The organism is Chitinophagales bacterium, from assembly GCA_040877935.1.
Classification (GTDB): Bacteria; Bacteroidota; Bacteroidia; order Chitinophagales; family CAIOSU01; genus JBBDNB01.
Window position 1 is genome coordinate 80,876 of sequence record JBBDNB010000026.1, and the last position, 13,809, is coordinate 94,684.

Genomic DNA, 13,809 nt, shown 5'->3' on the forward strand with positions numbered 1-13,809 from the left:
AAATATAATTGCATGATGGAAAAATGGATGGTTTTTATCAACCCGATATCGGGAAACAACAGTGGTGAGCAGGCATGGAAGAAAATGAAACCCTTGCTTGACCAAATGAAAATAAGCTATGAAGCCCATTATACGGAAAAAGCATTTCATGCGATAAGCCTTGCAAAAGACGCCAGGGACAAAGGATACAACAGGTTTGTCAGCATTGGTGGCGATGGCACGATAAATGAAATAATCAACGGAGTGTTTTTATCCGATCATCAAAACGACATTCCCAAATTTGCGCTAATTGGTATAGGCACCGGCAATGACACCATTAAGACTTTTGGTATTCCCTCAAAACCCGAAAAGGCCGTGGAGTTATTTTCCAAAGGTAAATTCAAAACGATAGACCTCGGCAAAGTATATTTTCAAAATGAAAAAGGCGAAAGGGCTTCCCGTTTGTTTGTAAATATTGCAGGTATGGCTTTTGATGCAGCGGTAACCGACAACGCCAACAATGCTAAGCAAAGCATGGGAAAATTGGCCTATCTGAAAGGTGTGTTTAAAACCCTGAGCTCATACACCCCTGGAAAGGTGAAGGTTCGGATTGATGACCGGGAGCCAATTGAAGACATTATGTTCAGCCTGAATGTGTCCAACTGCAAATACAGCGGAGGTGGAATGCTTATCGCTCCACATGCTGTTCCCGATGATGGGAAGTTTGCCATTACCCTGATTAAAAATGTAGGGAAATGGAGAATCGGAGCCAATATATATCGCCTGTTCAATGGCACGCTTGAAAAAGTAAATGGAATAGAGCTGCACAGCGGAAAAAAAGTAAAAGTAGAAGCAAGTCCTGAAACAATGGTGGAGGTGGAAGGTGAATTGCTGGGCGCAGCACCTTTTGAGTTTGAAATAATGCCCAGTTCTATTGAATTGTTGGTTCCCTGAATATCAGTGGTCAGACGATTCAAAGTCGTTCGACTACTCTATTTAGACATCCAATGGGTCATGACCCATTGAACAGAACGATTGTGCTAGAAATCACAGAGGTGGCCATTTTTCTTCAGCCATTTTTCCTGCTCTTGATAATTGGGCATTACGCGCGCCACTTCATTCCAGAATGCAGCTGAATGATTGGGATGCTCAAAATGTGCCAATTCGTGTACGATCACATAATCCAAAGCTTCCTGTGGAGCCAGGAGCAGGCGGCTACTCAGCGTAATTCCCCCACGCCCAGAACAGCTGCCCCAAATAGATGCGGTGTACTTCAGCGAAAAGCGTTTGATCTTTTTCCCAAAATATTTTTGGTTGATGGCCTCTACACGGTTAAATGTGCGTTGGTAAAAACACTTTGACATTAAATTGCTGATCAATCGCGGTAAAAATTGGCTTTGTTCTTCTGCCGTAGCATCTTCTGGAAGAGAGATAAAAATTGTATCCCCTTTTATTTTTCCGGAAAAGGATTTCCTATTTGCTTGCTCCAGGTTTAATGTAAACTCCTGTTCCTGCACCCTTATTTTTTGACCACTGTAATATGATCTCGGATACAATTTGTTTTGCAGAGCAGTGCTGCTTTCAATTTTTTTAAAAGCCCAATCTTTAAGCCTGTGGATGGTTTTTTCTGTTTCAGCAGCAGAAAAGAAGAATGGAATGCGAATATTCACTCCACTTTTGACAATAGAGGCACGCACATTTCGCCTGCGTTCTACATATATATTTACCGGGATGTTATGCTCCGCTATCCGCAGGTTTTGTTTTTGTGCTGACATTTTTCTTTTTACTATCGGTTTTGCTGGCAGTGGTTTTTTTCCTGCTTGTGCTTTGTGTTTTTTTGGCAATGGTTTTTTTACCGGAACCGGTTTTTCGGTTTTCTTCCCGGTTTCTTTTTTTTCACTTTCTTTTCTATCTGCATTCTGCTGTTCTTCCCATTCCAGAAAACGACCTGCTTCTACTTTGAGCGATGCCAGTACCCATGTGAGCACAGCCATATCGTCTAAAAATCCAAAAAGCGGAATGAAATCTGGGATGAAATCCACAATGGCCACAAAATAAATAATGGCGGTGAGCAATCTAAACACGGCTGTCCAGGGCAATTTTCTGTACTCACCACTGATGTATGCCCTGAGCATTCTCAAGATGAGGGAAAGTTTTGCGTAAAATTTTACAAAACGTCCTTTCATCCTGGCGAATCTACCAGCCTTTTTTTCTGCATCATCAATGACCCGCTCCTTGCCCTTTTTATCGCCTCTCAGTTTTTGGGCTTGTTTGCGGGCCTGTTTGTAAAAAAAGGATTTTAATATTCTCAATAGCATACTGTAAAATACATTTTCTTTTCAAAATGAAAAAATTTGGGATTAAGCAGAAATTACTCCTTGTCCAGCACAAAACGATAACCCACTCCACGCACCGATTGAAAATATTTGGGATTTTTCGGGTCGGCTTCAAAATGCTTCCTGAAATTGAGCATAAAGTTATCAATAGTGCGGGTAGATGGATACACATCATAACCCCATACATATTCCAACATCTGTTCCCGCGAAACTGTTTGATTTTTTCGCTCTACCAGTAATTTTAAAAGTTGGGCTTCCTTTTTGGTCAGGCTGAACTTTCCGTTGATCCCTTCTGCTTCCCGGGTATTGAAATTGATCTTGAAATCCCCGAATTCAAAAGTACTGAGACTTTCCCCGCCCCTTGTCGCTCTATAGTGATGGCGTAGCAGAACTCTTACGCGCAGCAATAATTCTTCCAGGTTAAAAGGTTTGGTCAGGTAATCATCGGCACCTACTTTAAAGCCCCTGATGCGGTCGGTGGAGGTATCTTTTGCCGTGAGAAATAATATGGGGATATGTTCGTATTCAAGGCGAATTTTTTCGCAAAGTGTAAATCCATCTACTCCGGGCAGCATTACATCCAGCACAATAAGATTAAAGCGCTCCTTGCGAAAAATAGAGAGCACCTCGCTGCCATTACTCACAGGAACTACTTCATAATCTTCCATTTCCAAATTCAGGCGAATGGCCTCTAAAAGGCTTTCCTCATCTTCTACCAATAAAATTCTGGGCACATAATCCGACATCTCAATTCTTTTTTTGAAAGCTCAGACGAAACAAAGTTCCACCACCGGGGTTGTCCTTTACCTCAATACTTCCTTTCATCTGTGCTACAATATTGTTTACAATATACAGTCCCAATCCCGTTCCTTTAGTATTCCTGGTTTCCTCATTTCCCAGGCGGTAAAATTTCTTGAAAACCTGTGCTTTTTCAGCATCTGGAATTCCACCTCCCCGATCTGCCACTTCTAAAATTACCATTTTATCTTTTTCTCTAACATTGAGCTCAACAGCACTTCCCTCTGGCGAATATTTCACGGCATTTTCCAGCAAATTGACCAAAACCGCATTCAGTGCCATGCGATCTGCAATATTGAAAATATCGGCTTCAATATTGGTCTGAAAAATCCTTTTGTTTTCAAATCGCTCAGCAACCATATTCAGCGCATCTTCTGCCAGTTCAGAAATATTCAGGCTCTCCCATTGAAAAGGATAGGAATTGTTTTCCATCCGTGCTGCAAGCAAAATATTATCGACCAGATCGCTCAGGCGATCAACATCCTGAAGGGAATTGCGCATAATTTGTTTGAATTTTTCTTCTGCACTCAACCGCTTTAAAAGGGTTTCCAGAGAAAGCCGAATGCTGGCTAAGGGCGATTTCAGTTCATGGGTAATACTGAGCAGGAAATTGTTTTTCTGCCGGGCAAGGGCCAATTCTTTCTGAAAAGAGGATTTGATTTTCAATGCCCCAGCTACGAGCAAAATCAGAAAAACCGCGCCTTCGCCCAGAATCATCCAGCGTTGCCGACTGCGTTCCTGCAGAAGTGTTTCATGTGCTTCTGTTTGCAAAAAACTTTGGTCTTCCCAAGGTAAATCGTGTTCGTGGTTGTACTGTAGCCTTTCATTTTCAATTTTCAAATGATATTCGCTTTCTGTCTTTTGCTTGAGCAGAAACGCCCACCAGATAAAAGCTGCAAAAATATAGCAGATAACCAGTATGAATATGATATTTGTTTTGACATTAAAAATCTTCACTGCGGTCTGCTATTTGTCTATTTATTGAATTGAATATAAAAAGTGGTGCCTTTTCCTTCCTCGGATTCAAACCAGATTTTGCCGCCTGCATTTTCAATAATCTGCCGGGTCATGGCCAATCCCAGTCCTGTTCCTGACGATTTGGTTGTAAAGTTAGGCACAAAAACTTTATCCTCAATTTCGGGAGCTATACCACTTCCATTGTCACTTACCGATATCATCCATTTACCTTCCAGGCTTTTTAACTCAATTTCTATTTTACCTGAATCTATTTCATCAATGGCCTGCACTGCATTTTTTACCAGGTTGGTAAAGGCGCGGTTCATCTGGTTTTTATCGGCCAGTACTTCTGCATAATTTGTGTCGCTTTCAAAGTTGATTTTCAGGCCTTCATTCTCTTCAAAAAGCCCCACTACTGAGTTCAATACTTCCACAATATTGAGCTTTTCCTGCTCTGCACGTGGCATTTTTGCAAAAGAAGAAAACTCAGAGGCTATGTGATTGAGATGGTCAATTTGTTCAATTAGCGTTACGCTGGTTTTTCTCGCCATTTCCTGTGCATTGGGGCGGTTTTCCGCAAGTGCTCTCTGCAAATGCTGAATGCTCAGTTTCATAGGAGTAAGCGGGTTTTTAATTTCATGGGCAATCTGCTTGGCCATTTCCCGCCAGGCACTTTCCCGCTCAGATTTTGCCAATAGTTCGGCACTGGCTTCCAACTCTTTAAGCATTTTGTTGTACTCCGCTACAAGCGTACCGATTTCATCTTTCGATTCCCAGCGAATGGGTTCGTTGGCTTTATCGAGTTTTATCTTTTTAATCTGCTTGCTGATCACACTCAGCGAACGGGTAATGGAATCGGCCAGGATATAAGCCAGGAATGCGCCAATTACCAGCAGAAGTACATACACATTGATTAAAGTAACCAGGAAGGACGAGATATTTTTATTCAGTTCTTTTTCTTTGGCAAAATACGGCAGATTCAAATAGGCCTTTTTTACCCCTTCACTGTTGCGTACAGGCACATAAATCGACAGATATTCCAGTGCACCTATGCGCTCATCAGTAATTACGCGTGATTTGTTTTGCTGATCTAATTTGTGAAATGCCACTGGATTAATAAAAGAGGATAAAAGCCCCTGTTTGAAAATATCGGGTTGTGAGGTATTGATCAAAAGTCCATCCAGATTGTAAATATTGATATCCATATTGTGGATATCGGAGAGGGAAGAAATATCAAAAGCTCCGCCAAAAAAGTGCAGGTTTTTGCTCCGAAGGTCTATTTCTTTCAAAATATCTTCATTGTCTTTTATTATGTATTCTACCGAACTGCTCACGGAATGTTGCTTTCTGATCAACCTTTCCATATGGTAGCCATCGTACTCGCTGGTGAAATGCATAATGGTAATCACACCGATCAATAAAAAGGAGAAAATGATGATAAAGATCATTGAAAGCTGGATTTTATCCCTGAAAGACAAAGTCCATTTTTCCCTTAGGAAATATTTATTGCGGTATAGCTGCGAAGCCAAATAGATCAGGATAATGAACAGACTGCTGATCAGGTAAATTATAAAGAGGTAAGAGAATAAGGATATCGGTTGCAGGGCACTGGTTTCATGTTTTGTGATTACTACAGTTTTGTGCTGGTCTCCATTGTAGATCAAGTGCCTCAGGCCTTGCTCCTGGTCGTAGCTGCGATAAAATTCAAGATTGGGATAATCCGGAAATGAAAAATTGTATTCATAGGGATAGTCGCCATAGCTGTTGATCAGAATTCCATTGCTGTAAACTGCATAGGCACTTACATCATCCGACACGCGAATCTTTACTTTGTCATCGAGCAGGAGTTCGGGATAAAGATTGGTTTTGCTATAGGTTTTGGGATTGAATTCTATTACAACAGAACCGAGCAGTTTATTTTTGTAGATAATGGGCAAATTGCCAATGTACAGGTAGTTGCCACTCGGCTTTGGAATATAAAATAAATAGGGGCTTTCAGTAAGTTGCGCATTTTCGTTCAGCTCGGTTGTAAGAAAATCCAGATAGCGGTTTTGCCCATATTGTATCAATTTCCCTTCGCGGTTGAGCAGGTAAATATTGACTTCGTATTTATTAAAATAACCCTGAAAATAAAGGTTTTTAAGTCTATTGGTGATTTCCTGGGAAGACAAAAAAGGCTTTAGGAAAAAATTCTGTACAAATGGGTCTTTCAGTATTTCGGACTCTGCATTGGCAAAAAGATATTCCGTAACCGGGTCTCTTTCTTCAGCCAGCTTTCGCGCAACCGCCTTATTGTTTTGTAAAGATTTTTCCTGAACAAAATTATCCAGGTAAAAAGAGGAGAAAAAAGCTGTGAAAATCAGCAGCAGGGTCAATTGTGTAAAACCAAAACTTTTGACATTGTTGTTTTTTGCAAACCACATGATCAGGGCAGCAGTCCAGGCTAGCGCAAACAAATACATCAGATTTCCGGTGAGCAGGAACAATACAAATATCCAGATGAAAAAAGGCAGCCAGATACACAAGTGAAAATAAAAAGTGCTGAACGCCTTTTGGCTTTTTAGCTTTAGCAGTTTGTGAATGAGCAGCAAATAAGCAAACAGCGCCATTCCAAAAGTCAACAGTGCAATAAAACTATAGGCATTCAGATTGAGGAAATTATTGAAATCAAGCGGAATCTTAGAGTTCAGAGCAAGACTTTCCAGAACTACTACCAGCATTACACTGCCACCGTACAATCCTAAAACCCCGGTAAAGAACAAAGCTCTGATCAGCCATTTTGGCCAGGTGTTTATTTTTTCGAAATCAAAATTTTTGTAGAAAAAATAGATCAGCCAGAAAATCAAAAGTATATTTATTGCAAGATCACCCAGCGAGCGGTTGATATAGGAAGAGGCATAAATCTGCGGGCTGAAAAGGTCGATTTTCATCAGTTCCTGCGGCCAGTTGTAAATCAACATCAAAGCCCTGACCAAAAGCAGCCCCGACAGCAAAGCAAAGAATCCATAGCGGTTCCCAATTTTTTTGCGAATCTGTTCAACTAAAAACCAGAGCAGGAAAAACAACCAAAGAAGACTTAAAGTATGAAGTAGGATTTTCCAGTGATCAATGGAAGCACTGCGTTCAAATGCATCAATTTTTAGTGAGAAAAGCGGTTCGCCATTGGGGCCATTTACCAGTTCTGACTCATTGTTTGCAGGCTCTGATAGCTCAAAATACTCCGGCACCTTGAAAATAGGATTGTAAGTATTGCTCAGGAAAGCATTCTGGATATTGTACTGGGATTTAAAAGGCAGCATCCCAAGCACATACATCTGCCGATTTTGTTCACCCTCTGAGCGAATATTAAACACCGATTTAAAGGTGATGTAATAGGCATTGTCTCTTTTGATAAAGGCGGTGCCCTCTTCCAATGCCCGCGCAAAATAAATGCCCGGAATCCCCTTGTTTTCCGACCAGAAGATCAGCTCGCGCTCATCAAAAACAAAAAGTTCAAAAGGGCTTTCGGACAATTGTTTTAATAAGTCCTCTGGTTTTGACTGCTCGATCAAGTGTTTTTTAAGCAGTTCAGGTTTGCTGAGTTCGAGGAATTCTTTTCTGAGCGTGTATATTTTTTGCTCAACATTATCAACTGTGGTGCTGAGTTCTTGTGCAGGCTGCCTTTGTTGCTTCATAAAGACATCGGCCATTAACAGCGCAAGGCCTGAAAACAGAAGCAGAAAAAGGTGTTTCTTATTTTTAAAAGGGATTTTCAATGGTATTTTATGCAGTTTCTTTTGCTGTTTAGTTAATATATTTCACCTGAAATTTAACGCTGTATCCCGGGGGTAATTTCGGTACCAGGACCCAATTGTAGCTAAAGCCGTACATTTCGCAAAAACCACATTCCTGTACCGTTATTGTATAAACATATTTTTTGGCACTTCGCTCGTCTCCTGCTGTTCTGTAAAAATTAATACTGCAACCTCCGCCATCTGCCCAAAGCCCGAGCAAGGCATGTTTGCTGAAATCAATGGAAGGAAAACTGCTTGAATCACACAAGAATTCATTACTCAGCTCAGAAATAAGGGAGTCATATACCGCAGTGTCTTCTATCTGATAATGATCTTCGCGCTTTTCAATAAAACAATTTTCAAAATTCAGCTCCTGCTGAATAATTCCTGTATCAGCAGTGATTGTTTTACATTTGTTATTGTTGCTTCCGGGCAGGTCATCACCATTGCAGGCCCAAAAAATACCGGCCAGTGTAAAAGCCAAAAAAATCGTGAAATAAGATTTAGTACTTAGCATAAAACAATTTTAATTTAACCCGGATTATGTATTAGGACTTTGTGATGCCCGCCCGAACGTACCTTTTCGGTACGGGCAGGAAGCTTGAAAGTACAATAAAATCAGGCTGTTTGGAAATTTTGGCATAGCAACGCTATGGCGAAATTGAAAACAGCAACAAAGTGTCTGATTTTGAAGTAATTTCAAGCTGTAATAAATTTTCTAATGCATATTCCGGGTTTTATTCGCTTCTATAAATATAGTTTAATTACGCTTTCTTAATGCTAAAAATTGCTTATCATTCTGCCTATTGTCATCCATTGCCTGAAGGGCATCGCTTTCCGATGATAAAATACGAATTATTGCCGGAGCAATTGTTATATGAAGGAACGATTTCCCGGGAGCAAATTCATATTCCCCAACAAGCTAATGAGCAAACTGTACTTCGCGCACATTGCAGTGATTATTTCAAACGCCTAAAAAATATTTTACTCAGTCCTCGGGAACAGCGAAAAATCGGTTTTCCGCTATCGCCACAATTGGTAGAGCGGGAGCTTATCATCAGCCAGGGCACGGTAGATTGCGCCTATTTTGCCCTGGACAATAAAATCGCCATGAATGTTGCCGGAGGTACACATCACGCATACAGCAACAGGGGCGAAGGATTTTGCCTGCTGAATGATATAGCTATTGGGGCTTTGGAACTGCTCGCTGTCCAAAAAGCTAAGCAAATTCTAATTGTAGATCTGGATGTGCACCAGGGAAATGGGACGGCTGAAATTTTCAGGGAAAATGATCAGGTTTTTACTTTCAGTATGCACGGGGCAAAAAACTATCCGCTAAAAAAGGAAAAATCTGATTTGGATATTGCTTTGCCTGATCATTGCAGTGATGACTATTATCTGTCGCAACTGAAAAACATATTGCCACCATTGATCGATAAAGTAGAACCGGACTTTGTTTTTTACCTTTCGGGAGTGGATGTGCTTAAAACAGACAAACTCGGGCGACTGGGTTTGAGTATTGAGGCATGCAAAGCCCGCGATCGCTTTGTTTTTGAGCAATGCAGGGCAAACAATATTCCTGTAGCTGTGAGTATGGGCGGTGGGTATTCAGCAAAAATTTCAGATATTGTAAATGCCCATGCCAATACTTTTAGGTTGGCACAGGAGGTGTTTTTTTAGGGGTTGTGGTTTTTAAACTTAACTTTATCATTCAAAAATATTGAAATCATGTTCGAAGGATTATTACACAGCCACAGTTTGCTCAGGTATATTTTGCTTTTTGCATTAATCCTGACCGTTGTAAATGCATTTATCAAATGGAAAGGAAATAAGCCCTTTACCGCTGTTGACAACAAATTGAGTCTGTACACACTGATCTTCACCCATTTACAATTGGTACTGGGATTGGTGCTGTATGTGATCAGCGATAAAGTACAAATTGCGCTGATGGAAATGCCCGAGGCCATGGGCGAAACTGCATTGCGCTACTGGGCAGTTGAACACATTACTGCCATGCTGATAGCCGTAGCACTGATCACTGTTGGACGGGTGCGGTCCAAAAAACAAGAAACAGATGCAGGAAAACACAAGCAACTGGTCATTTGGATGGGCATTGGCCTGTTAATTATATTGATCAGTATTCCCTGGCCATTCCGTGGTTTTGGAACCGGCTGGATTTAGTTGGCTATTTGAAATTGCTTTAGTTTAAAGATGTGCTAACTCTTGTTCTTCAGGATATCCCGGGTTGAACCACAATTTTTCAATGCTTATCAAATCAACCTGATAAATTTCATTCGATTGTGCAGCACTAAAAAACTCAACAAAACCAATCCACCATACATGCCGGCCAATTGCCATTCGGCAAAAAGTATTTTGCCGATAAAAAACAAAGAGCCATAAGTCAGTACAATGGCAGAAATCCAGCAAATAAAAAGATTCAGAACTGAGGCTTTATTGCTGTCGGGATCTGTTTTTTCAAATGCGCCCCAATAACCGGCCGGTTCTACTTTATTGTAGAAATGCTGTAAAACATGCGCTTCAGTAGGACGGGTTAGAAAAGTAACCAGTATCCAAACTACAGTGGTAAAACCTACAGTGAGAAAGAAGCTTTCTGGGAATTCCCAGCCCAGGTAGAATTTGGAAAAAGCATAGGCAATAAATGGCGCTGCTGTAGCAGAAATTTCACTCCATGCATTGATGCGCCACCAGTACCAGCGCAAGATCAAAACCAGTCCCAGCCCGGCACCACATTCAATGATAAAAGTCCAGACCCCGGAAATGGTTTCCAGCTGGGTGGTGAGTAAAATGCCGAGAAAGGCGAGCAGCAGCGTAACCCCACGCGACACGGCAACCAATTGATTTTGATCAGCATTTTGTCGAAAAAAGCGCTTGTAAAAATCATTGACCAAATAAGAAGCTCCCCAGTTCAGTTGCGTGGAAATGGTACTTAAATAAGCGGCAAAAAAAGCAGCGAGCAAAAGCCCTTTCCATCCCACAGGCAGATAATCCTGCATGGCCATTACATAACCCAGTTTTTTATCTTCTGCTGCAAGATCTGGATAGAGCACAAGCGAAGCCAGGCCTACCAAAATCCAGGGCCAGGGTCGAATGCAGTAATGTGCAATTTGAAACAGCAAAGTCGCATAAACCGCCTCTTTGTCGTTTCGGGTACTCATCATGCGCTGGGCTACATAACCACCACCGCCCGGTTCTGCCCCGGGATACCAGCTTGCCCACCACTGCACTGTTGTATAGGCCAAAAATGCTGCGAGGGAAATGCTGAGTGTACCTGTGAGATCTCCATTGCCGATTTGCGGAAAAAAATCAAAAGTAGAATCCGGCAAAGCCGCTTTTAGCCCACTCATACCGCCAACATCCTCATTATTAACAACCAGGTAAGCCAGCACCAGTGTACCCAGCATAGCAATAACAAACTGAAACATATCCGTCAGCGCAACGCCCCAAAGACCGCCAATAGATGAGTAAACAGCAGCCAGCAACATCAGTCCTCCGGTGTAGTAAAGCACCTGATCTTGAGGTATTTCAAAAAAAACGACCAACAAGGCATTCATGGCCAGATTCACCCAGGCAATAATGAAAACATTCATAAACAAACCCAGGTAAAGTGAGCGAAAGCCGCGTAAAATTGCAGCAGGTCGGCCACTATAGCGCAGTTCTATCAATTCTACTTCAGTGAGCACTCCTGATTTTCGCCAAAGTCCGGCAAAGAAAAAAGTGGTGAGCATTCCGCCAAATAAAAAACTCCACCAGAGCCAGTTGCCCGATATCCCGTGCTGTGCGACCAGTTCAGTAACTGCCAACGGAGTATCAGCAGCAAAGGTGGTAGCCACCATAGAAATACCTGCCAGGTACCAGGGGAATTGCCGTCCACCCAGGAAAAAATCCTCCAAGCTTTTGGCTGCTTTTTTGCGTACAAAGAGACTGATGGCCAATGATATAATCAAAAACACTACAATAAGCGACCAGTCAATATAGTGGAGGGTGTTTTGCACTTGCATGGCTCAAAATTAGTTTATTTGGGCTTATATTTTCAGTGCCCAAATTTCTTTTGCATCTTTTGACCCGATTCAATATTTCAGCAAGGGAGCATGCTCCCTTGTTTGAGTACAAGGAAATTTGCCGTACACCTGAGGCGAAATATCCATAAGGATGTGTTTTGGCCTGCCGAGACATTTATCGTCTTGGGCGCAACCATGCCAAAGGAAATTCCCCTTATTTATTTGATGCAAGGGATTAGCACTGTATTTTCACCCTATGAAGTTTTTTAAGCGGCTGCTTTTAATTTTTTTCCTGCTCTCCGGCATTCTGCTGATTGTTGTAGGGATTGTTTATAAAATGGAAACCCAGTTGGATTTTCCACAAATTGACAATCGCTCTATTGCAGAACAGGAAAGGGAAAACCCGGGCAATGATTTCTATGTGCTCGGTGCCAACTGGCTGAAGAAAAACGACTATGGCATTTGGGAAATGTACCTTGAAGGCAATGCTTTTGAGCGCGGTATTGCGCACGGAAAACTGGCGCGGGAACTGGTACAGGATCAGGAACGCTATTTTGTGGAACAGATCAAGGAACTGGTGCCCTCGGATTTTTACCTGCGCTTTTTGAAATATTTTGTGCGCTGGTTCAACAGGGATATTGACGAATACATCCCTGAGGAATACAAAAAAGAAATCTATGGTGTTTCTTTTTCCGCTTCAGATGATTATGGTTTTATTGGCAATAATTACGAGCGCATTCTGAATTACCACGCGGCACATGATATTGGCCACGCTTTGCAAAACTTGGCTTTGGTGGGCTGCACTTCATTTTCTACCTGGGACGATAATTCCAAAAAAGGAGATTTGTTCATCGGCAGAAATTTTGATTTTTATGCCGGGGAAAATTTCGCCAAAGACAAAATCCTCCTATTTATTAATCCCGATAAAGGCTATAAACTGGCAACAGTGAGTTGGGGCGGATTTATCGGGGTGGTTTCAGGCATGAATGAAAAAGGACTTTCAGTGACCATGAATGCCGCAAAGTCTGAAATTCCGGGAGGCGCGGCAACGCCTATTTCCATTATTGGCCGGGAAATTTTGCAGTATGCCGCCAATATTGAGGAAGCTTTTCAAATTGCCCAAAAACGCAGGTCCTTTGTTTCAGAATCTATTATGATTGGCTCGGAAACTGATGGAAAAACAGCTCTGATAGAAATTACACCGGATACCACTGTTCTTTTTCTGCCCCAAGCTTCAAACTCAAAAATGCTTTGCTCCAATCATTTTCGCTCGGAATATTTTTCAGGGCTGGAATTGCACAAACGCGATCGCGAAAGAAGTGCTTCTGCCTACCGATTTGAACGCCTCAAAGAATTGATGCAGCATTATGACACCTTAGATGCCGAAAAATACGCAGCCATTTTACGCGACAGAAAAGGCCTGGGGAATGAGGATATAGGAACGGGCAATGAAAAAGCCCTCAATCAATTGATTGCCCACCACGCTGTGATCTTTAATCTCACTAAAAAAATATTCTGGCTTTCTGCAAACCCTTTTCAATTGGGCGCTTTCATCCCCTACCAGTTGGATGAGGTTTTTGATAAATATCCCGGGCTGAAAATGGATTCAGCCATTTACAATAGGGATTTAATCATTCCGGCAGATACTTTTTTACAGCATCCGGAATATGATCGGTTTTTGACCTACAAATCACTTTTGAAAAAAATAAAGAAAGCCATTGCCAATAAAACGCAATTGAATGATAAACTGCTGGGTGATTTTGAGGCTGCCAACCCGCAAATGTACCTTACACATTGGGTGCTGGGCAATTATTACGCAATACAAGAAAATTGCAATAAAGCAGAACAACATTATCAAAAAGCTTTGGAATTGGAAATTCCCAACAAAGGAGAAGCAGAGCAAATTGAAAAAGATCGCTTAAATTGCTCCTGAAAATTTGAAAAAAA

The 13,809-nt window shown here is 41.6% G+C and carries 10 protein-coding genes; 4 read left to right on the forward strand and 6 right to left on the reverse strand.

All coding sequences use genetic code 11. The features are described 5' to 3' along the window. Positions 1–12: 12 nt before the first annotated feature. Complete coding sequence (locus WD048_06675) at positions 13–933, forward strand: diacylglycerol kinase family protein (GenBank protein MEX0811882.1); 921 nt, start codon at positions 13–15, stop codon at positions 931–933. Positions 934–1,019: 86 nt separating this feature from the next. On the opposite strand, the gene WD048_06680 is transcribed toward WD048_06675, so the two are convergent. The 5 genes from WD048_06680 to WD048_06700 all read right to left on the reverse strand — a co-directional run bounded on the left by WD048_06680 (position 1,020) and on the right by WD048_06700 (position 8,360). Then, a complete protein-coding gene (locus WD048_06680) occupies positions 1,020–2,297 on the reverse strand; it encodes a YgjP-like metallopeptidase domain-containing protein (GenBank protein MEX0811883.1) in 1,278 nt (425 codons plus the stop codon). 53 nt (positions 2,298–2,350) lie between these two features. Further along, positions 2,351–3,061: a response regulator transcription factor gene (locus WD048_06685; GenBank protein MEX0811884.1), complete on the reverse strand. Its 711-nt coding sequence runs from the start codon at positions 3,059–3,061 to the stop codon at positions 2,351–2,353. Between the two features lies 1 nt (position 3,062). Beyond that, entirely contained in the window at positions 3,063–4,070 is a 1,008-nt protein-coding gene (locus tag WD048_06690; protein MEX0811885.1) for an ATP-binding protein, read from the reverse strand. A 17-nt stretch (positions 4,071–4,087) separates the two neighbouring features. After that, positions 4,088–7,744: a HAMP domain-containing sensor histidine kinase gene (locus WD048_06695; GenBank protein MEX0811886.1), complete on the reverse strand. Its 3,657-nt coding sequence runs from the start codon at positions 7,742–7,744 to the stop codon at positions 4,088–4,090. A 109-nt stretch (positions 7,745–7,853) separates the two neighbouring features. Then, on the reverse strand, positions 7,854–8,360 hold the full coding sequence (locus WD048_06700; protein MEX0811887.1) for a hypothetical protein: 507 nt from the start codon (positions 8,358–8,360) through the stop codon (positions 7,854–7,856). A gap of 260 nt (positions 8,361–8,620) precedes the next feature. Between WD048_06700 and WD048_06705 the strand changes: the two genes are divergently transcribed. Next, positions 8,621–9,523, forward strand: a complete 903-nt coding sequence (locus WD048_06705; GenBank protein MEX0811888.1) for a histone deacetylase — start codon at positions 8,621–8,623, stop codon at positions 9,521–9,523. Positions 9,524–9,571: 48 nt separating this feature from the next. Further along, the gene (locus tag WD048_06710; GenBank protein ID MEX0811889.1) at positions 9,572–10,024 is read left to right on the forward strand and encodes a hypothetical protein; all 453 of its coding nucleotides are present in this window, start codon (positions 9,572–9,574) and stop codon (positions 10,022–10,024) included. 89 nt (positions 10,025–10,113) lie between these two features. Here the strand turns inward: WD048_06710 and WD048_06715 are convergent, their stop codons facing one another. Continuing rightward, entirely contained in the window at positions 10,114–11,862 is a 1,749-nt protein-coding gene (locus WD048_06715) for a sodium:solute symporter family protein (GenBank protein MEX0811890.1), read from the reverse strand. A gap of 256 nt (positions 11,863–12,118) precedes the next feature. On the opposite strand from WD048_06715, the gene WD048_06720 reads away from it, so the two are divergent. Continuing rightward, positions 12,119–13,795, forward strand: a complete 1,677-nt coding sequence (locus WD048_06720) for a C45 family peptidase (protein MEX0811891.1) — start codon at positions 12,119–12,121, stop codon at positions 13,793–13,795. Positions 13,796–13,809 lie beyond the last annotated feature (14 nt).